This is a genomic window from Chitinophaga sp. ARDCPP14, from assembly GCF_051362515.1.
In the GTDB taxonomy this organism is placed as follows: Bacteria; Bacteroidota; Bacteroidia; order Chitinophagales; family Chitinophagaceae; genus Chitinophaga.
Genome location: NZ_JBKIXB010000013.1, coordinates 209,965 through 230,960, shown reverse-complemented (window position 1 = coordinate 230,960; position 20,996 = coordinate 209,965). Strand labels below are relative to the sequence as shown.

Annotated in this window: 18 protein-coding genes; 12 read left to right on the top strand and 6 right to left on the bottom strand. The window is 46.1% G+C overall.

Annotated features, from left to right (window positions below):
• Positions 1-16 precede the first annotated feature (16 nt).
• The 4 genes from ACLHR0_RS28115 to ACLHR0_RS28100 all read left to right on the top strand — a co-directional run bounded on the left by ACLHR0_RS28115 (position 17) and on the right by ACLHR0_RS28100 (position 2,112).
• Entirely contained in the window at positions 17-394 is a 378-nt protein-coding gene (locus ACLHR0_RS28115) for a CoA-binding protein (protein ID WP_436491111.1), read from the top strand.
• 205 nt (positions 395-599) lie between these two features.
• The gene (locus ACLHR0_RS28110) at positions 600-1,073 is read left to right on the top strand and encodes a ribonuclease H-like YkuK family protein (protein WP_079470056.1); all 474 of its coding nucleotides are present in this window, start codon (positions 600-602) and stop codon (positions 1,071-1,073) included.
• Between the two features lie 153 nt (positions 1,074-1,226).
• Entirely contained in the window at positions 1,227-1,700 is a 474-nt protein-coding gene (locus tag ACLHR0_RS28105) for a hypothetical protein (RefSeq protein ID WP_436491109.1), read from the top strand.
• 37 nt (positions 1,701-1,737) lie between these two features.
• A complete protein-coding gene (locus ACLHR0_RS28100) occupies positions 1,738-2,112 on the top strand; it encodes a hypothetical protein (RefSeq protein ID WP_436491107.1) in 375 nt (124 codons plus the stop codon).
• Positions 2,113-2,175: 63 nt separating this feature from the next.
• Here ACLHR0_RS28100 and ACLHR0_RS28095 read toward each other — a convergent pair whose 3' ends face one another.
• From ACLHR0_RS28095 to yihA, 5 genes are all read right to left on the bottom strand, one after another.
• The gene (locus ACLHR0_RS28095; RefSeq protein WP_436491105.1) at positions 2,176-3,735 is read right to left on the bottom strand and encodes a SusD/RagB family nutrient-binding outer membrane lipoprotein; all 1,560 of its coding nucleotides are present in this window, start codon (positions 3,733-3,735) and stop codon (positions 2,176-2,178) included.
• Between the two features lie 26 nt (positions 3,736-3,761).
• On the bottom strand, positions 3,762-7,112 hold the full coding sequence (locus tag ACLHR0_RS28090) for a SusC/RagA family TonB-linked outer membrane protein (protein WP_436491103.1): 3,351 nt from the start codon (positions 7,110-7,112) through the stop codon (positions 3,762-3,764).
• A gap of 19 nt (positions 7,113-7,131) precedes the next feature.
• A complete protein-coding gene (locus ACLHR0_RS28085) occupies positions 7,132-8,109 on the bottom strand; it encodes a FecR family protein (protein WP_436491101.1) in 978 nt (325 codons plus the stop codon).
• 73 nt (positions 8,110-8,182) lie between these two features.
• Positions 8,183-8,770, bottom strand: a complete 588-nt coding sequence (locus ACLHR0_RS28080; protein WP_429044620.1) for an RNA polymerase sigma-70 factor — start codon at positions 8,768-8,770, stop codon at positions 8,183-8,185.
• A 117-nt stretch (positions 8,771-8,887) separates the two neighbouring features.
• Positions 8,888-9,496: a ribosome biogenesis GTP-binding protein YihA/YsxC gene (gene yihA / locus ACLHR0_RS28075; RefSeq protein ID WP_429044616.1), complete on the bottom strand. Its 609-nt coding sequence runs from the start codon at positions 9,494-9,496 to the stop codon at positions 8,888-8,890.
• A gap of 86 nt (positions 9,497-9,582) precedes the next feature.
• Here yihA and ubiE point away from each other — a divergent pair, with 86 nt between their 5' ends.
• The 5 genes from ubiE to ACLHR0_RS28050 all read left to right on the top strand — a co-directional run bounded on the left by ubiE (position 9,583) and on the right by ACLHR0_RS28050 (position 15,489).
• Positions 9,583-10,329 (top strand): bifunctional demethylmenaquinone methyltransferase/2-methoxy-6-polyprenyl-1,4-benzoquinol methylase UbiE, encoded by a 747-nt coding sequence (ubiE, locus tag ACLHR0_RS28070; RefSeq protein WP_370910931.1) that lies wholly within the window; start codon positions 9,583-9,585, stop codon positions 10,327-10,329.
• Positions 10,302-11,000: a porin family protein gene (locus ACLHR0_RS28065; RefSeq protein ID WP_429044613.1), complete on the top strand. Its 699-nt coding sequence runs from the start codon at positions 10,302-10,304 to the stop codon at positions 10,998-11,000. The genes ubiE and ACLHR0_RS28065 overlap by 28 nt, the downstream gene beginning before the upstream one ends.
• Positions 11,001-11,066: 66 nt before the next feature.
• Positions 11,067-12,410, top strand: a complete 1,344-nt coding sequence (locus ACLHR0_RS28060) for a dihydroorotase (protein ID WP_436491097.1) — start codon at positions 11,067-11,069, stop codon at positions 12,408-12,410.
• A gap of 124 nt (positions 12,411-12,534) precedes the next feature.
• Entirely contained in the window at positions 12,535-13,863 is a 1,329-nt protein-coding gene (locus tag ACLHR0_RS28055; RefSeq protein WP_429044610.1) for a MutS-related protein, read from the top strand.
• 87 nt (positions 13,864-13,950) lie between these two features.
• Positions 13,951-15,489, top strand: a complete 1,539-nt coding sequence (locus ACLHR0_RS28050) for a YifB family Mg chelatase-like AAA ATPase (RefSeq protein WP_436491095.1) — start codon at positions 13,951-13,953, stop codon at positions 15,487-15,489.
• A 55-nt stretch (positions 15,490-15,544) separates the two neighbouring features.
• Here the strand turns inward: ACLHR0_RS28050 and ACLHR0_RS28045 are convergent, their stop codons facing one another.
• Positions 15,545-17,671, bottom strand: coding sequence for an elongation factor G (locus ACLHR0_RS28045; protein WP_436491093.1), 2,127 nt, complete (start codon positions 17,669-17,671; stop codon positions 15,545-15,547).
• Positions 17,672-17,821: 150 nt separating this feature from the next.
• On the opposite strand from ACLHR0_RS28045, the gene ACLHR0_RS28040 reads away from it, so the two are divergent.
• The 3 genes from ACLHR0_RS28040 (at position 17,822) to ACLHR0_RS28030 (ending at position 20,995) form a co-directional block, all read left to right on the top strand.
• Positions 17,822-19,597, top strand: a complete 1,776-nt coding sequence (locus ACLHR0_RS28040) for an ABC transporter ATP-binding protein (protein WP_370910938.1) — start codon at positions 17,822-17,824, stop codon at positions 19,595-19,597.
• Between the two features lie 44 nt (positions 19,598-19,641).
• Positions 19,642-20,079: a DUF983 domain-containing protein gene (locus ACLHR0_RS28035; RefSeq protein WP_429044601.1), complete on the top strand. Its 438-nt coding sequence runs from the start codon at positions 19,642-19,644 to the stop codon at positions 20,077-20,079.
• 436 nt (positions 20,080-20,515) lie between these two features.
• The gene (locus ACLHR0_RS28030) at positions 20,516-20,995 is read left to right on the top strand and encodes a hypothetical protein (RefSeq protein WP_370910940.1); all 480 of its coding nucleotides are present in this window, start codon (positions 20,516-20,518) and stop codon (positions 20,993-20,995) included.
• Position 20,996: the final 1 nt, after the last annotated feature.

Here is a 20,996-nt window from a genome sequence, read left to right as displayed (position 1 = left end):
TCCGTAAATTAGCTATATGGAACCCAATAACGATAAAAAGCTCACCGTGGTACTGGGCGCATCGCCCAACCCGGAAAGATACAGCAACCTGGCCGTGAACCGGCTCAAAGCCAAAGGGCACCCGGTAGTGGCGATCGGCAAACGGGCGGCCGCCATTGGTGATACGCCCGTGATTACCGCGCATCCACCGCTCGAAAAAGTAGATACGGTTACCATGTACCTGAACCCGGCGGCACAGAAAGAATATTATGATTATATTTTGCAGTTGCAACCCCGCCGTATCATCTTTAACCCGGGAGCAGAAAATCCCGAACTGGAAGATATTGCCAGGGAGCATAATATTCAGCCGGTGGAAGCATGTACCCTTGTAATGCTTAGTACGGGGCAGTTCTAGCCGTTTTATTTTCTGAATCTTCTTATTTTTTTAATGTACAGCTGTTGGCTATTGCTAACAGCTTTTTCGTATATTCGTAAATATTGCTGTTATTCCCCAATGAACGCATCCCATATTGTTGACCCAATTAGCGCATGGAATTACTTCAGCAGGCAGGCATTATAGCATAACCCAAATACGCATGTTCACCCTTAATTATACATGTATGCAATGGAGAAGATTTAATGGAGAGGTTATCCACCTTCCGGTAAAGGAAGAAGTAAGACAAGCCATCGTTCGTGAAACCGCAAAGGGGTTTCGCCTGAAAGTGTGCATTGGTACTGATTCCCAGGTAAAAGGAGTAGATACGGAATTCGCTACGGTGATAGTATTCCTGCGGGAAGGCCACGGCGGATTTATGTTTATTCACAATGAAAAAACAAAAGACCGCTATTCTATCAAAGAGCGCATGCTGGTAGAAGTAGCGAAGAGTATTGAAATTGCGTATGAATTGTGTGACCTGTTTACAGAATATGATGTAGACATGGAAGTGCATGCAGACATCAATACGAACCCTCAGTTCAAAAGCAACCTGGCCTTGCGGGAAGCAATGGGCTATATCCTGGGTATGGGCTTTGCCTTTAAAGCCAAACCGGAAGCCTTTGCCAGCAGCAGTTGCGCTAATAAAATAGTGAACTAAGGCGCCTCTTTTTTTTGTACCTCTCTCAGATTTTTTATGACGTGTCGCCACGTCAGGTGGCATTTTCTCCCCTTATCGAGCTATACAATCCCTCCTTCTGTTGTAACTTTTTCCTGGTTTCTACGCTATACATTCAGTAAAACAGCCTCCTATATGACACTACCAAAATCATTGGCAGCCATACTGTTGCTGGCGTGCCTCTGCGTTCTTTCCTGTAAAAAAGATAAAGTGGAAGCTCCCGATACTACGTCGTTGTTTGTGTATGACGCAGGCTCGAGCATTCCCAACGCCGAATTCAAAACGCTACAGATCACTGCAGATGGCAGCTATATTATTACTCAAAAAAATAGTGAAAAAAGTACAAGGAAATTACCAAATAACGTGCAAGACAGCCTGAAACCTTATCTCACCAACTTTCCCCGGGCAGCTATAAAAGCCGATCCTAATACTTACTCATCACGTGGGGCAGCAGATGGCATCTTCCGGGCATTTATATATGTACAAAAAAATCCAACAGACACTACCGCCATTTATTTAGATATACCCGGTGGTCCCGCTCCCGCCTACTTCGCGGAATTTGAGAGAAAGATCAATCAAACGATTATCAATAATAAAGTATTTAACTGATCATCCATCTATAAATCATTGAACCAATCACCCCGTTATGAGAACTTATTATTCCCTCCTTGTCCTGTTTTTAATAACTGCTTTTTCTGCCTGTAAAAAGAAAGATGCTCCACTGCTTACTTCTATAGAAGGGAGATGGCGGCTGGCAAAGGTAGAAGGATGTTTCAGCGGACAGGGTGCGCCTGTTACCAATAAGCAGGAAATAATATTCAAGGGTAAACAATACGAATTATTTGTTGATGGTGTAAGAGAAACCGCCGATACGTTTCACCTTAAACAGGTTAACAATCAAAATGTGCTGACAATAGGGAAAAGCAATGAATTCTTTGTCACTTTTACGAGCGATGCAATAATTCTGACCGGTAACATTTCTGATGCCTGCACCATGACTTACGGCAAGGTAGCCTATTAATACAGCAATTATTATTAAGCAGGGGGATGAAAACGAATATCGCTTTCATCCCCGCTTTATACTTTAATCCTTCAATAACCACATCACGCTATTCACATTATCACTGCCGCTAAACTGCCGCTGTATGGCCTCGTTGAGGTTCGCATTGTTATAACTCAGTTCATTATCAGGATAAAGCCATCTTACCGGAAACTGCGTAGCAGGCGTATTCAGGTTGGTGGTAGTATTCAATTTGAATACGGGATAACCTGTTCTCCGTTGCTCATACCACGCATTATAATTGGAGCCCTGCAGGAACCCCGCGAGATACTTTTGTGTAATAATCTGCGATAACTGTTGCTGCATGCTGCCAGTGAGTACCACCGATGCTACATACGACTGAATATAACTATCATCCATTTTCATGTTGTGGTGATAATCTTCTATGTCCGGTGTATAGGCGGCGGTGAATTTCATGGAATTGGTAATACCTGCAGCATAATAACTTTGCGCCGGCGTGCCGGTGATCCATCCCCGCAGGGCTGCTTCTGCCAATACAAACTGTAATTCCGAGTAGCTGAAAACGCTTACCGGTTCTGCATTCACCATGTTTACATAACGGCTGTTCAGGTCGGAATAATCTTTTGACAGGCGTATAGATTGCAGTGCAGGGAATGCATCAGAAGGCTCCGCACCTACATAAGCGTCATAATCATCCGCTGTTTTACCGGCTGCAATTTTTACCGGTGAGGGCTTTGCATAGTAAAACAAACGACGATCGTGCAATGTTTTCAGCGGATCTATCAGCGTGGCTGACAACATGGTGTAATTTGACTTTACAAAAGAGTTGCCGGAGCCCGCCGGCACATCGGACCAAGGGTAATTCTGGCCTGCTGCTGCCGTATAGGTAAGAGCAAAATTATCAGCATAAGAACGCATTAAAGGCCTGTTGGCAACTATCTCTTTAAACCGCTCCACTACTTTCAGATCCGCATCGCCTGTTTTCCTGTACAGGTTCATCAGCACGTGCAGTTCAAAACTGTTGGTCAGCCGGCGCCAGTTATCCACTTTGCCGTTATACACCGGATCACCGCTAAAATCTTTCCCTGCTGCAAAAAGAAGATTGGCGCTATCCAATTCATTGAGTATGCCGAGAAATACTGCCTTCTGCGTATCGTAGCCAGGTTGGATAACGTTTTCTGATTCTCCTTTCACCGCCTGTGAGTAGGGAATATCGCCTACCTGTATAGTGCTTTGAAAAAATTGCCAGGCTCTTATAAAATGTCCCAGTGCATTGTATGATTTCCGGAGTTCTTCATCAGGTGCATAGCCTATCATGGGCGGCACATTACGCAATAATGCGATCCTGTTAAAACTGGCTCTTCCGAATTTATTATACTGGAAATTTTCCTGTCCTTCTCCCCAGGTAAGATATTTACCCAGCAGATAAGGTTGCATAAAACTTTTGGCGGTACTGATATCCGACCTGGTAATACTCAGGATCATATTGGTGGCCAGCATGGCGGAACTCACCTGTGTAGTTTTATTTGGGTTGGTATTGATTTTATCAAATTTTGAGCAGCCTGTTACCATTGCGGCAGTAAGAGATACGGATAATATATATTTCAGTGATTTGTGTTTCATGAGATTTTCTTTGATGGTGAAAGATATCAGAACCCTACTTTGAAATTAACTCCCACCATCCGTTGAGATGGTGAATTCAGGTTTTCATCATCCACATCGGGATCTGAAAATTTGAAGTTTGTAAACAGGAACAGGTTCTGTGCAGTTAAAGAAACAGATGCATTTTTTATACCGCTCTTTGCCAGCATGGTGACAGGAAACCGGTATCCGACAGATATTTCACGCACCTTTACAAATGTTTTCTTTTGTATGCCGTAATCGCCTCCCCTGAAATTTTGCGCGTAGTTTTGGTAAGATACTTCTGTATCATTCACCGCATACTTGCGGGTATCGCTGGTGATGTTGCCAAAGTTGTCGTAGGAAACACTTCCGGAGAGTACTTTTACGCCTTGTCCTACATAATTGGTGAGGCCGTTCACTACTTCATCGTAGCGGTATTGGTTATCAGATTCGGGATTGGTACCGGAATCCCACATCTTATCGTAGATATAGTTATACATCACCCCGCCAACGCGGCCATCGATATTAAGTGATGCTGTAAAATTTTTATAGGAGAAGGTATTGATAAAACCAAAACTGAAACTGGGATCACTGTAACCATATTTTTTTTGGTAATCGCTTTCCACGGGATAGCCGTTGTTGTGGATTACATTGCCATCGGGGTCTCTCAGCCAATAGTAATCTGTATAGGTATCGAGTCTTTCTTTTTTCTTCACCCAGGGATTTTGCGCAGAGTACACCGGATCGAGGTTTACATAGTAGCGGTGCTGGTTAGACCAGTTGATGGTGGATCCCCATTGGAAATTCTTTTTCTTTAATACCGTTCCGCCGAGCGTAATTTCCAGTCCTTTTCTTACATAGGTTTCGGCAGTATTTACCAGGGTATTCAGGAATCCGGAGGAGCCGGGAATAGATACAGAAGTTTGCTGGTTGTAATAGTATTTATTGAAGTAAGCGACGTCGATATTCAAACGTTTTTTGAACAGGTAGGCGGCAGTACCAATTTCCCAGGTACGCTGTGAACTTGGCAGCAGGTTAACGCCCAGCAGGTTACTGGGGTAGCTCGCGGAGTTTGCGCCGTTCCACGCGCCGGTAGTGGTAGTATAGAGACGGTTGATATCATATACGCCTGCGGGTGTTTTAAAGGTAGCCCAGGAGCCGCGTATTTTCCACATATCTGTAAATGCAGGCATTTTGAATAATTCGGACAATACTACACTGGAACCGATGGAAGGATAAAAATACGCCCTGTTTTCTTCCGGTTGTGCGGAGTTCCAGTCGTTACGGCCGGTAGCATCAATAAACACGGTATTTCTCCAGCTTACAGCAGCCCTTCCATACAAACTGTTTACCTGTCTGCTGCTATAGGCAGGTGTGAATGTAGGCGGTTCTACGGAGCCATTAAGCGAAAAGAAAGTAGGGCTTGTTAACCCGTTTTTGGTGGAAGCTTTCAGTCCTTCGTCTACCCAATAATAAATTGTTCCGCCCACCATTGCTTCGAAGTTCCAATCGCCTGCTTTTTTATTGTAGCTGAGCATGGCGTCGTCGTTGGTACTCCAGCCCCAGGTGTTGTTGATGCTGTACAATCCCCTGGCATTCCATCCGCCGCGGGTGGAGTAGATATTAGCCGTTGGATTGGTAAAGGTTTCTTTATTATGATACACATCATAGCCGATACGCACCAACAGGCTAAGGTCAGGGGAAAATTTATAGTTAGCGGTGAGACTTGCGTTAGTGGTATTTTGCTGGATCGCATTTAATTTTTCGTAGGCAATCAGGTAGGGATTATCATACCAGTTGGTGTACATCCAGTTTTGTGTTTGATTGGGTGTTTTCCAGTAGTCGCGGTACTGGCGGATATCGTATTCGGGACCGGTCCACATGGTTAGCTGGTAAATGTATCCCTGGTTACCATAGCCGGTGCCCCATACCTGTGGCGCCATTCTTTTGCTTACGCCCATGTGCCCTTCGAGGCTGAATTTCTCTGTCGCCTTGAGCTCACCGCCCAGGGTGAAGTTGTACATATTCAGTTTCGCATTAGGAAACTGTCCTTTGTTATAAATATGGTTCAGGGAAGCGCGGAAACTACCGTATTTCCCACTTTGTGATACGTTGATATTATTATTGGTGATTACGCCCAGTTCCATAAAATTCTTCAGGTTATTTTTTCCTACCGAATTCAGTGGCCGGTTATCCTCAAACTGTTTGGTGACCGGGTTCCAGTCCCTTGCAGTGTTGCCTGCATCCAGCCGGGGGCCCCATACATAATCGTTGTCAATTTTTCCGTTTTGTCCACGGCCGTACGAAGTTTGTGTTTTTGGAATGGCCAGAAAACCGCTCTGGATCATGGTGTTGCTGTTCACGTTTACAGACAGGGCTTCGCCGGTTCCTTTTTTAGTGGTGATGAGGATCACGCCGCCGGCAGCCCTGGAGCCGTACAATGCGGATGCAGTAGGACCTTTCAGGATATCCAGGCTTTCAATATCATCGGTAGGGATATCGCGTAACGACATGTTGCCATACGGCACCCCATCTACCACCAGCAAGGTACCTTCCCCTCTTAACTCAATAGCGGGTTTAGCAAAAAACTCGGTGGAGTTTTTAATAACCAGACCGGATACCTGGCCGGTGAGGGAAGTGGCCAGGTCCACTCCTTTTACCGTTTGTACGGCCTCGCCTTTTACTCTTTGTACCGCGTATCCCAGGGCTTTTTCCTGGCGTTTGATACCGAGGGCGGTTACTACCACCTGGTCGATGCTGATGGCCTGATCGATGAGAACGATGTTAATGGTTTGTTCCCCTTTAATGGTGTATTCTTTTGGTGTGTAGCCGATGAAGCTGAATAAAAGAACATCGCCATCTTTTACGTTATCGAGGGCGAAGTTCCCGTCTTTGTCCGTCATCGTAGCCTTGGAGGAGCCTTTCACCTGGATAATCACGCCTGGTAAGGCATTACCGGTGGAGTCCTTTACAGATCCCCTGATGTTTTGCTGTGGTGCAATGTTGCCGGCGGCAGCCATCACAGACCGGGTATTAGCAGCATCTTCTGCTTTTACCACGTAAAGCTTTCCATTGATTTTGCGGCATACCAATCCTAATGGTGCGATACATTTATTGAGGTTGTTCTCAATGTTATCTGCCTGAAAAATGTCCGTATTCTGCAGGAGGATATTTTTCCCTTTCAGCAGGTTGGTGTTGTAACTGAAGCGGACATCGAACTTTGCTTCCAGTTCATTGATCACCGAAATAAGCGGCACAGTGGTTACCTTGTTTTCGCGGGTTGCTGCTTTTAGTATCTGTGCTTTTGACCATTGCAAACAGCATAGCAAAGCGGTAACCATTACCAGTTGGAAACTGATTGATTTAAATTTTTTCATAACTGAATTTTGGTTGTCTCTAAAGGATTTTTTTGTTGTTCACCCGAATAGTCTTGTGTTGTAAAGTAAATTGTAAATTAAAGGATTCTTCTATCGTAATAATGGCCTGCTGCAGGTTATCGGACGGGAGATAGCCTGTAAACAGCAGTTCCCCGGTTCTTTCCTGGTCAAATACTATTTCATAATCATATTGTTCCCCAAGTTTTTGCATCACTATTTTCAGTGGTTCACTTTTGAATGCGAGCAGGTTGTATTTCCAGGATGTCTGGAACAAGGTATCTACCTTTTGCCTGGTGAGCATTTTAGTGACCGCATTATAGCTGGCCATTTCGCCGGGACTGAGCAACAGGACGCCGGCGCCGGCGTTGACTTTCACGCGTCCTTCGTTCAGCACTACCACTGCGTTTCCATTTGCCGTATTTACATTAAAGGCAGTGCCCAGTACGTTTACATCCACGCCGTTTTCCGTGTGCACAACAAAGGGCATTGCTGCCTGGTGAATCACTGTAAAAAAAGCTTCTCCTTTCAGCCATGCTTCCCTGGGCTGATTTTTACGGGGAGATGTGTTTACGGTGAGGCTGCTGCGTTGATTGAGACTGATCACCGTACCATCTTCCAGCCGGAAGGTTTGCACCTGGCGGGTGTTGTTTACAAAATGGCGTTTATCATTTTTATCTCTGTAAAAAAATAACAACAGGGTAGCCAGGCCAATGAGTGGTACCAGGGCTGCCGCCACTCTGAAGCCGGTTCTTTTCCATAACGGGATCACCGGTTTGGACGGTGTATGTTGCAGGATGGCAGCAAAAACCTGACCGGCCCTATCCGCCGGCATTGCGGGCCAGTTTTGCTGCAGCAACAACTCTTCCACCGCAGGTAAATACTCCGGCGATGGGTGGTCCTGTAACCAGGCGAGGAGCTCCAAACGCTCTTCCTGTGTACATTTCCTTTCCGTTAATTTAATAAAGAGAGCAGTGATCCGTTCCTTATTTTCTTCCATTGTTCCTGGTTGACATAACAATAGTACGATCGGGCGGATTTAAAAGACGACCGGACTTAAAAATATTTTTTTCTCAGCGAAGGATATGGCAAAAGGCGGCAATAATAACAGAGATATCGGCATGTTGATAAAGGTAGTGCCTTACAAAGCGGGAAGCCTTTACGAGCTGGTCTCTCACGGTGTTGACAGAGATGCCCAGCTGATCGGCTATTTCCTGGTTGGAACAGCCCTGTACTTTGCTCATTCTGAAAATCAGCTGCCGTTGTGCAGGTAACTGGGCGATGGCATTCATTTTAATGGTTTCCAGCTGCCGGGTGTAGAGCATGTCGTCCATAGCGCCGGTATCTTCTGTATACATCTGCAGAAAATATTCGCGGAATTTCTGATCATGCACCGCCTTTCTCAGGTAGTCGAATACATAGTTTCGGGTGGTGGTGTACAGGTAGGCTTTGAGAGATAATCCGGGATTCAGGGTATCTCTTTTTACCCATATCTTCATAAATACTTCCTGAACGGCGTCGGATGCTACTTCCGGCAGGCCGCAGAGTTTCAGGGTGTAGCCATAAATATGATCCCGGTATTTTTCATACAGTACCCTGAACGCTTCCTCATCCTGCGCTATTATCTTTTTACACAGTATTTCATCTGTTGCATCCAGCATTCCAACAAGTATTTGGGTAAAAAAATGCCATCACTGATTAAGATAAACAAATAAAAATAAAAAATTACCCCAGATTACTGAGGTAATAATAGTGTGCAGAAAAGATGATGCAGCGGATCAGGCGATGGCCCGGAATTGTGCGTTGAGTTCATCGATATAGTTGAGGATGGCATCCCGGCCGGATTTCTTTACGGTAGATGTAACGAAGTTGGGGGGCAGGAACTGCCAGGTTTCCCTCATTTTATTGAGAAAAGATTTTACGTTTTTGCTGACTTCTGCCTGGGTACTTTTATCTGCTTTGGTGAATACCAGGCTGAAAGGGATATTCCATTCTCCCAGTTTGGTAATAAAATCGATGTCGATTTTCTGTGGCTGATGGCGGCTGTCGATGAGTACAAATACGCTGACGAGGTTGGGCCGTTTGCGCAGGTAATTTTCGATCATCTGTTCCCATTGGCGGCGTTGCGACAGGCTTCTTTTAGCGAATCCGTAGCCGGGCAGATCCACGAGGTACCAGGCGTTATTGATGGCAAAATGATTAATCAGCTGTGTTTTACCGGGGGTTCCCGACGTTTTGGCTAATTTTTCATTATTAGCCAGAATATTGATCAAAGAAGACTTACCTACGTTCGACCGGCCGATGAATGCGTATTCAGGCCATATGGGATTGGGGCATTTTTCCCAATCGGGACTACTGATAAGATATTCTGCTGACTTAATAACCATAATGATATTGCTTTGTTCCATTAAAAATCCCGTATCCCTGTTTTTGCATACTGTCACATGACTACATTTCTTTAACTTTGCGCACTATGTCAGAAAATGCAAATGTTCAGAAGATCGTTCCCTTTGAAGGGTCAAAATTAAGCAAGAAGGAGCAGATAGCGACCATGTTTGATGATATTGCTTACCGCTACGACTTTCTTAATCACTTTATGTCGCTGGGGATCGACATTATATGGCGTAAAAAAGCCCTGGGGTATTTGAAATCGCTTCAGCCCAAACTCATGTTGGACGTGGCTACCGGCACGGGCGACTTTGCTATTATGGCGGAAAAGCGTCTTCATCCCGACAAAATTGTGGGCATTGATATTTCTGAAGGGATGTTGAGTCATGGCCGTGAAAAGATCCTGAAAGCGGGGTTAGGCGATAAAATTACCCTGCAAACGGGCGATAGTGAGACAATAAGTTTTCCCGACCAAACGTTTGATGCCATAACGGTGGCATTCGGTGTGCGTAATTTTGAGCACCTGGAAAAGGGGCTGTCTGAGATGTATCGTGTGTTGAAGCCCGGAGGCAAGTTGGTGATACTAGAGTTTTCGAATCCCACAGTTTTTCCTATTAAACAATTATATAATTCGTATTTTCGTTATATCACACCGCTGATCGGGAAATGGATAGCTAAAAGCCAGGCGGCTTATAGTTATCTGCCGGAATCTGTGAAAGCGTTTCCGCAGGGTGAAGCAATGCGAACTATTTTAACCAATACCCGTTTCCAGGCCGTTACATGCAAAACGCTAACATTCGGCATATGTTCCATTTACTGCGCTACGCGCTGATATTCATTGTATTCGGGGTGCTTCCTGCAAGGGCGCAAACCCAGATGAATATGTTGGAACACGATGCAAAACCCTATTACTTTGGTATTACGCTGGCGGCAAACCAGTCGTATTTCAAACTGGAGCATTCTCCTGCCTTCCTGGCCGATGATTCTATTATGGTAGCGGAACCGCTGAAAACCATGGGATTCAACCTGGGACTGCTGGCCAATGCCAGGCTCAGTGAGCATTTTGACCTTCGCTTTAACCCGCAGCTCATTTTTGCATCCAAAAACCTTTACTACCGCGAAACTTATCCCAAGCCACAGGATACTGACAAGAAGATTGAGTCGATATTACTGAGCTTCCCGCTACAGATTAAATTTAAATCGGACCGCATCGGCAATATGCGCGTTTATACCATTGCGGGCCTTAAATATGACTATGACTTGGCCTCCAACGCACGTCTGCGCAGAGCAGAGGACCTGGTAAAGATCAAAAAGAGCGACTACGGTTACGAAGCCGGCGCTGGCTTTGAGTTCTATTTCGAGAGCTTCATCTTTGCCCCGGAGTTTAAGATCAGCAATGGTTTTGGCAATGTGCATGTGAAAGACCCTAACCTGCGATATTCCAATGTGGTGGAAAAATTACAGTCGAGGATGATTGTGTTTTCGATTCACCTGGAAGGGTAACCGGAGAGATTGCCTCCCAACCACACCGATTAACCATCATTACGCTGATTTTTTTACCTTTGCGCCATGCAAAATTACCTCATCAGGAATATAGCCGTGGTAAACGAAGGGCGCACCACGGTACAGGATGTATGGATCAAAGACCACCGCATTGAAAAAATAGCGCCTAATATCACTATCAGCGGTAATTACACGGAAATTAACGGGGAAGGCAAGCACCTGCTGCCAGGTGTTATAGACGACCAGGTACACTTCCGGGAGCCCGGCTTAACCCACAAAGCCACCATTTATTCCGAAGCACGCGCTGCGGTAGCCGGCGGTACCACCAGTTTTATGGAAATGCCCAATACCAAACCGGCCGCGCTCACCCAGGAACTACTCGAAGACAAATACACCATTGCACAACATCATTCACTGGCCAATTACTCCTTCTTTATGGGGGCTGCCAATGATAATGTGGAAGAAATACTGAAAACAAACGCCAAAAAAGAAAGCGTTTGCGGCGTGAAAATATTCATGGGATCTTCTACCGGGAATATGCTGGTAGATAATTATCTCACCCTGGAAACGGTGTTTTCCAACAGCGAACTGCTGATTGCCACCCATTGCGAAGATGAAAAGATTATCCGCGCCAATATGGAGGCTTTTCAACGGGAAAAAGGAGATCGCCTCACCGCTGCGGATCATCCGCTGATACGCGATGTGGAAGCCTGTTTTGAATCATCCCTGGTAGCCATACAGTTTGCGCAGAAACACAATGCCCGCCTGCATATCCTGCACATCTCCACAGCGAGGGAGCTTCAGCTGTTCAGCAATATGCTGCCGCTGGCAGAAAAAAGGATTACGGCGGAAGTGTGTGTACACCATCTCCACTTCACTGCCGATGACTACGCACAATACGGCAACCTGATCAAATGCAACCCGGCCATTAAAGCGCCGGAAAACAAAGCCGCACTCTGGCAGGGACTCCTGGACGACCGGCTGGATATCATTGCCACCGACCATGCACCGCATACCTGGGAAGAAAAACAACTGCCTTACCTGCAGGCGCCGTCCGGTGTTCCACTGGTGCAACACAGCCTCCTGCTAATGCTGGAATATGCAAAGAAGGGAAACATCACCCTGGAAAAAGTAGTGGAAAAGATGAGCCATGCTCCTGCTATCTGTTTCCAGATAAAGGAAAGAGGATTTTTGAGAGAAGGGTATTATGCCGACTGCGTAATCGTAGACCTGCAGCACCAGACGAACGTAAATAAAGAAAACATATATTATAAATGCGCCTGGAGCCCGTTTGAAGGCCATACCTTCCCTGCGGCCGTTACGCATACCTTTGTAAGCGGACACCTCGCTTATGCGGATGGCGTTTTTAATGAGAACATATTGGGTCAGCGACTGGCTTTCAGCCGGTAGTTTTTGCCTCCGTAAATGCAGCGGCAGCCGCTGCATTTACGGAAATGCCGGTACGGCCTTTCAATTCTTATGGAATTTTTCTATCCTTGCATCTTCCACCGTATATTCACCAAAAAGATGCTGCATGCAACTGGACAAAACATCCTACTACGACCTGTCTATCTTTAACCGCGACGAAGAATTTTCCCTGTTCCACCGCCTCGATTTTACTACCACTGCAGGCGGCCGTGAATACCTGCGGCAGCTATACAGCAATCCTTTATCCGATATCAACACTATTAAGAACCGGCAGCGTGCATTGCAATATATACTGGAACAGGAAAGCAACTGGCCTTCCATTATTTCCAACGGTACCATTGTAGTGGTGGAGAATTACATGGATGCCCAGATCGAACCTATTTCCAGCACAGAAGGACTTGCCTTATATCTTCATGCAGCACTCAACAAAACGCTGTATGCGCCTGATTATGGCTATATCAAATTTTCGTTTACACAACTGGTGATATTACTGAAAGGATTTCGTTCGTTTATCAACGTTTTCAATTCAAACGAGACCCCAACAGTGCTGAAAGTGTTGCTGGACAGGGCGCAACAGCTACTTGCCAAAAAAGAATTCTATGAAATTTTAAAGGCAGATGAAGAGGGAAAACTGAACTTTGTGGAGATCCTCCGTTATGATAATTATATCCGGAAGCGACACAGAAAAGTAATCCAGGAGCTGGTAACCCTTTACCAGCAGCTGGATGCGTACTATGCGATGGCCAAAGCCATGAAGCACTATAACCTGCAGTTCCCGGTTTTCTCCGGCGGCACCACACCTGTTATTAAAGCCACACAACTCTATCATATCATCCTTCCTGAGCCGGTGGCTTATGATGTAAAACTGGATGAAGCAGCTCATTTCATGTTCCTTACCGGCGCTAATATGGCCGGCAAAACCACCTTTATCAAAGCCGTGGGCGTAGCCGTATTCCTGGCACATATAGGCATGGGCGTGCCCGCTGAAAATATGGAGCTGAGCTTCTTTCACGGCATCTTCAGTAACATCCAGGTACAGGATAATATTTTTAAGGGAGAAAGTTATTTCTATAGCGAAGTACAGCGTATTAAAAACACTATCCTGCAAATCAGCAATGGTAAAAACTGGCTGGTGCTGATCGACGAAATGTTTAAAGGCACCAATGTGGAAGATGCCAGAAACTGCTCGCTGGCAGTGATCCGGGGATTTTTGAAAAGTACCAACTGCCTGTTTATCCTTTCTACTCACCTTTATGAAGTGGCGGATGAACTGAGCACAGAAAAACGTATCCAGTTTAAATATTTTGAATCTACCGTTATTGATGACGACCTGCATTTCACCTACCTGCTCAAAGATGGAATTGCCAAAGAAAAAATAGGTTACCTGATCCTGAAAAGAGAGAAGGTGCTGGATCTGCTTACGCAGATAAAATAAAAAAGGAAAGCATTTAACTGCGGGCGATGTAACGATGTTTCCAGCAGTTAAATGCTTATATTCGTATCTGTTAACCCAGATATCGATATGATTGTTAAAACCTACGGCAGCGCCATCCTCGGCGTAAATGCCATCACCATTACCATAGAGGTAAATGTATCTTCCAAAGGCAACAAATTATTTATAGTAGGACTACCAGATAATGCGGTAAAGGAAAGCGAACGGCGTATTGAATCCACTATTCAGTGCATGGGCCTGCGTATGCCCAGAACGCGCACAGTGGTAAATATGGCGCCCGCCGCTATCCGCAAGGCCGGCGCTGCGTATGACCTGCCCATTGCCGCGGGTATTATTGCTGCCTCCGGACAGGCCTCTCCCGTTCATCTTGAGCATTACCTGATGATGGGCGAGTTGTCGCTGGATGGTACCATTCAACCGATCAAAGGTGCGCTGCCAATAGCCATGCAGGCACTGAAAGATGGTTTCAGCGGCTTTATACTGCCCAAACAGAATGCGCTGGAAGCCGCCATGGTTAGTGGTTTAAAAGTGTATGGCATTGCTCATATTTCGGAGGCCATTAATTTTTTAAATGACCCGGATTGCCTCATACCTGTAACGGCTGTCCGTGACGAATTTTACGCCACGCAGGACCATTGGGGTATTGATTTCAGCGAAGTAAAAGGGCAACAACATATTAAACGTGCCCTTGAAATAGCCGCCGCGGGTGGGCATAATGCCATATTGATTGGTCCGCCGGGAGCAGGAAAAACTATGCTGGCAAAACGTTTGCCCACCATCCTTCCACCGCTCACATTGCAGGAGGCGCTGGAAACCACTAAAATCCATTCTGTGGCAGGGAAGCTCCCCGAGCACACTTCGCTGATCACGCACCGCCCGTTCCGCTCTCCGCATCATACCATCAGTGATGCGGCATTGGTGGGTGGTGGCAGCATTCCCCAGCCGGGAGAAATTTCATTGGCGCATCACGGCGTATTATTCCTGGACGAACTGCCGGAGTTTAAACGCAAGGTGCTGGAGGTGATGCGGCAGCCGGTAGAAGAAAGAAGAGTGACTATTTCCCGTGCCAGAACAGCCATCGACTTTCCAGCCAGCTTTATGTTGCTGGCGTCTATGAATCCCTGTCCGTGCGGGTATTTCAACCATCCGGAAAAAGAATGTTCCTGTGCGCCCGGGCAGGTACAGGAATACCTGAATAAGGTATCCGGTCCGCTGCTGGATCGTATAGACCTGCACGTAGAAGTAACGCCGGTAAAATTTGCGGACCTGTCGTCCTCCAGTGCGACGGAGAAAAGTACGTATATACGTAACCGTGTGATTGCTGCGAGGGCGATCCAGGCAAAGCGGTTTGCTGGTCATGACGGCGTGTATTGTAATGCACAAATGCATAGCCGGTTGCTGGCCACGGTATGCGTTATCAGTGATAAATGCCGGGAGCAGCTGGGGCAGGCGATGCAAAAACTAAAGCTCTCCGCACGTGCATACGACCGGATACTGAAAGTAAGCAGAACGATAGCCGATCTGGAAGGCAGTCACAGTGTAGAACCTGCACATATGGCGGAGGCCATACAGTTCAGGAGCCTCGACAGGGAAAACTGGGGGAACTGAGCATCGGGCAATGGCCGCTGCCAGCGGTAACGATGGTGGCGCACACATTATCCCGTTAAACGCCCAGGTCTTCCTTGTAACTTTCGCTCAGCTTACGCTGCATCTCTGCAGGAACGGGTGCATATTCCGCAAACTGGGATTTCAGCTTGGCTTTGCCCTGGGTAACATTGCGCAGTGCAGCAAACAGTTTATCTATTTCTGCCTGTGGGGTGCGTGCTTTGATCACCTGGTAACCATTCAGTGTATCCATTCCCGTTATGATGCTGCGATGTGTTTGCAGTTCGCTCATTATGTCGCCCATCATAACATCGGGGGCTACGGCTTCCAGGTCGTACACCGGTTCCAGCAACTGCGGGGCGGCCTGGTGGAATGCTTCGCGAAAAGCCATCATACCGGCTATTTTAAAGGAGATGTCGTTACTGTCTACCGGATGCATTTTACCATCGTATACGCTTACACGTATATCGCGTACATATGATCCGGTTAGCGGGCCTTCCTGCATTTTTTCCATCACTCCTTTGAGGATAGATGGCAGGAAACGGTTGTCGATAGCGCCGCCTACGATACAATTGTTGAATACCAGTTTGCCGCCCCAGTTCAGCGCTATTTCTTCCGAATCGCGCACGGTGTGTTCCTTGTAGGGCGGCATACCCTCGTACCAGGGTTCTATTTTCATGTATACCTCTCCAAACTGGCCGGCACCACCGGATTGTTTTTTATGGCGATAGGAAGCCTGGGCAGGCTTTTGGATGGTTTCGCGGTAAGGTATTTTGGCGGCGTGAAAAGCCACCTGCATTTTATAAATATTTTCAAGGCGCCATTTGGTCACCAGCAAGTGCAGTTCTCCCTGCCCGTGGAGGATCACCTGTTTTAGTTCGCGGTTGAACTCCACTAGGAGGGTTGGATCTTCCATGTGTATTTCCGCAAGCACTTCGCTGAGTTTTTCATCGTCGCCTTTATTTTTTGCTTCAATGGCCACCCTCACTTTAGGGGCGGGAAAATCGATGGGAACAATTTGCCCGGGGAAATTCTTTTCAGCCAGTGTATGATTGGTGAGGGTACTTTTCATTTTAAGCGTGCAACCGATATCCCCGGCCTGCAGGCGTTCTATGTTATTGCGGTTCTTTCCGTCTGCGATAAACAGCTGGCTGATACGCTCGGTAGTATTGCCCTGTTCGTTGATAAGCTCCATACCGCCTTTTACTTCTCCCGACATTACCTTAAAATAAGTGAGCCTGCCGATATGCGGCTCCTGTAAGGTTTTAAAAACAAATAATCCTGCCGGACCAGCAGGATTACAGGGAACAGGTTTACCTCCGGTAATAACTTCGGCAGGCATTTCCGCTGCACTGGGGGCTACATTATCGATAAATCCCATGAGGCGGCCGCTGCCCATATTATTTTTGGCGGATAAACAGAAGAGGGGGAATACGTGGTGATTGAGCATGCCTATTTTGATGCCTTGCCGGAGTTCATCTTCATCCAGGCTTCCTTTTTCAAAATACAGTTCCATGAGGGTATCGTCGTTTTCTGCTGCTTTTTCCACGAGTTCGTTGTGCAGCTGGTCGGCTCTTTCCTTTTCGCTGTCGGGGATGGGGAGTTTTTCGGGTTTGCCGCCTTTTTCGGGAAAGCGGTACATGGTCATTTTCAGGAGATCGATGATCGCATTGAATCCGGGGCCGGCATTTACGGGGTACTGCATAATAGTAACAGGCTGACCGAATACCCGGGAGGCGTCTTCCACGGTTTTATTAAAATTGGCCAGTTCAGCATCCAGCTGGTTAACGGCCAATATGGTGGGTTTCCGGTATTTGTCCACATAATCCCATACCAGTTCTGTACCTACTTCCACTCCATACTGGGCATTGAGCAGGAGAACAGCAGTGTCGGATACGCGGATGGCTGCAATTACTTCCCCGATAAAATCTTCCAGTCCGGGTGTGTCTATAATATTTATCTTATAATCTTTCCATTCGGTGTGCAACAGGGTGGCATATACGGAGTTTCCCCGTTCGTGCTCAATATCGTGGTAGTCGGACACGGTATTTTTCTCTTCAATTGAGCCTCGTTTACTGATGATGCCGGCTTCAAATAACATGGTTTCGGAGAGGGTAGTTTTGCCGCTTTTGGGTGCACCTAACAGTACGATGTTTTTGATGTGTTTTTCATCATACGTCTTCATATGTGGAGATTTATTTAGATAATAGATACTCACCTGTGTCTTTACAAAGAACTTACTATTAAGTTAACGTTTTTTGACTAAAATAGCCAGTACTTTTCCCCGGAATATGTGACAACATACAGTAACTTTGCACCTCAGGAAAACGGACATATGAAACTATTACTGCATTATTTGAAGAGATATAAATGGTTGGTCGTATTAGCAATGGCTCTGGCCAGTATTAACCAGCTTTTCTCACTGATGGACCCTATGATCTTCGGATGGATCATTGACAGGTTCGCTTCTCATCCAAAAACTTTTAAGGGTGGCACTATATTCCGGCCGGAGAACGAGTACCTCACAGGGGTACTGCTGCTGGTTGGCGCTGCGATAGGCGTTGCAATGGTATCCAGGATTGCTAAGGCTTTCCAGGACTATTTTGTGAACGTAATTGTTCAGAAATTCGGCGCCCAGGTATATACGGATGGCTTGAAACACTCACTCCGGCTGCCATACCAGCAGTTTGAAGACCAGCGCAGCGGTGAAACGCTGGCTATTCTCCAGAAAGTGCGGGTAGACTGTGAAAAATTCATCACCGCCTTTGTGAACGTGCTTTTTGTATCGCTGATAGGTGTATTGTTTGTGATGGTATACGCCACCACCGTACACTGGAGCCTTCCATTCGTATATCTGACCGGCTGTATTTTACTGACTATCCTGATGAGTTTACTGAGCAGGAAAATTAAGGTGATACAGAAGACGATCGTAAAAGAAACCACCGCGCTGGCAGGATCAACGACAGAATCGCTCCGGAACATTGAACTGGTAAAGAGTTTGGGCCTCTCCAACCAGGAAATCAGGCGTTTAAACTCCACTACCATGAAGATCCTGTTGCTGGAACTGAAAAAAGTGCGGAGCATCCGCAGTATCAGTTTTGTACAGGGTACTTTTGTGAACCTGATGCGTTCTGCTATCCTGTTCCTGCTGCTGTTCTACATTTACCGCGATGTAGTGAGCATCGGGCAGCTGATGACCTTACAACTGTATTCCTTCTTCATTTTCGGACCATTACAGGAACTTGGTAACATTATCCTGAATTACCGCGAAGCGCAGGTATCGCTGCTGAATTTCCAGAGCATCCTGAATACGCCGGTAGAGGAAATGCCCGCTAATCCCATCAGGGTAACGCATATTGATGAACTGCAATTCAAGCAGGTAGGATTCAAGCACCTGACTGCAGCCACCAAAGCACTTGATAAGGTGAACTTCTCCGTAAATGTGGGGGAAACCATTGCGTTTGTAGGACCATCTGGCTCCGGTAAAACCACGCTGGTAAAGCTGCTGGTAGGATTATACAAACCAAATGAAGGGCATATCTACTACAATGGTATTGATGCCAATGAAGTAGATATGGAAGACCTGCGTCACCAGGTAGGTTTTGTGACACAGGATACCCAGCTGTTTTCAGGTACCATCCGTGAAAACCTGCTGTTTGTAAATCCGGGCGCCACTGATGCGGACGTAATGGAAGCACTGGATAAAGCTTCGTGTTATTCTTTACTGGCCAGGGCCGACAAGGGCCTTGAAACGGTAATCGGCGAGGGCGGTATTAAAATTTCCGGTGGGGAAAAACAACGTTTATCCATAGCCAGGGCGTTGTTGCGCAGACCGCGTTTACTTGTATTTGACGAGGCAACCTCCGCGCTGGACTCTATTACAGAAGAAGAAATTACTAAAACCGTACGTGAAGTAACGGCCAGCAAACAGCATATTACCGTGATGATTGCACACCGTTTAAGCACTATTATGCATGCCGACCGTATTTACGTGCTGGAAAAAGGACAGATCGTGGAAATGGGTAAACATGCAGACCTGGTAGCTGAAAAAGGACTTTACTATGCGATGTGGAGACAACAGATCGGCGAGCGCAAAACGGAAGCGGTGTAAGCTGCCACTTTCAGTTGCTGAAAGTAATTGATTAATTTTGCAGCATGAGTACACAACAGCCCAGGCGCCCTAACTATTTTGTCAGCATGCTGACTATGAAATGCCCGAGATGCAGGAAAGGAGATATGTTCAGAGATCAGAATCCGTTTCACGTGAGGTTTTCGAAGATCTTTAATATGTATGATCACTGCCCTGTATGCGGACAAAAATATGAGTTGGAAACTGGCTTCTGGTTTGGAACGGGCTATGTTAGTTATGCTTTATCGGTGGCATTCAGTGTGTTTAACCTGATCTGGTTCTGGTTATTTTTTGGATTAACCTGGAGAGATAACAGCATTTTTATCTGGCTTGCCGTGAATGGGGTCCTGCTGGTACTTATACAACCATGGCTGATGCGGCTATCCAGGGCTATTTATCTTTATTTCTTTGTGTATTATGATGACGATACAGAGAAACTGGAAAAGCCGACACATCAACATTAAAAAAAATAACTGAAAAAAATATGGGGCTGTAAAAACAGCCCCTTTCTTTTTCAACCAAAATCTGAACCAATGGTGGTCAGAAAAGTCTTAATAACAAAAACCAATTTTTGAAAACTGAGGGGACTGTTCCTCCTGGCAGGACATTCAATCTGACACTTACATAATTAACGATCCTCTAAACTACAAAATCTATCAATATTTCAATTAAATATTTACATCAATGGTAAAACCACCGTGTATTTATACTGAAAAAACGATTTTACTTATCAAGCCCGTCAGGACCGGGTTTACATCCCCCGCAGCAAATTAATATAAATTAGAAAATATCATAACGTTATTATTAAAAATAATGTATAAGTAAGCCTTATATATTAAGCGGGGTCATGATGAGTTCCGTAAAAATTTAATAGCTTTATCTTTCAAACAGTTACTTATCGTGCAAAGAACCTTATTACTGCTCCCTGTTTTACTACTTGGCTGCAAACAGCCGGCTACCAAAACCCCGCAGGAAGCAACTCCGGCCAATGTTACCGGAACCCAAACAATACCCGTCCCTTTTAGCCTTATAAGTGGAAATATAAACAGCGACAGCGCTGTGTTTGAGGCAGCAGGCATTACGGCTTCCATCGCCAATTCGGGAACGGGCATGCAAACCATCCATATTACGCGGGAAGGCAAACGGCTGATCAACTACATGCGGGCAATTGATTCTGCTGCTGCAACCATACCGGTGCCTCAACTGATGATAACGGGAACGGATACTGCGGTTGGATTTAATACCGAACCCGCGGCCAACCGGAAGATCTTCTTCAAAATAAAAAATAACAGGGCTACCTATACTAAAATGGGAAACGCTCCGGCAGGACCGGCGCCTGACACCATAAAAAAAGCCCCTGCTGACGCAGGAGCTCTTTAAA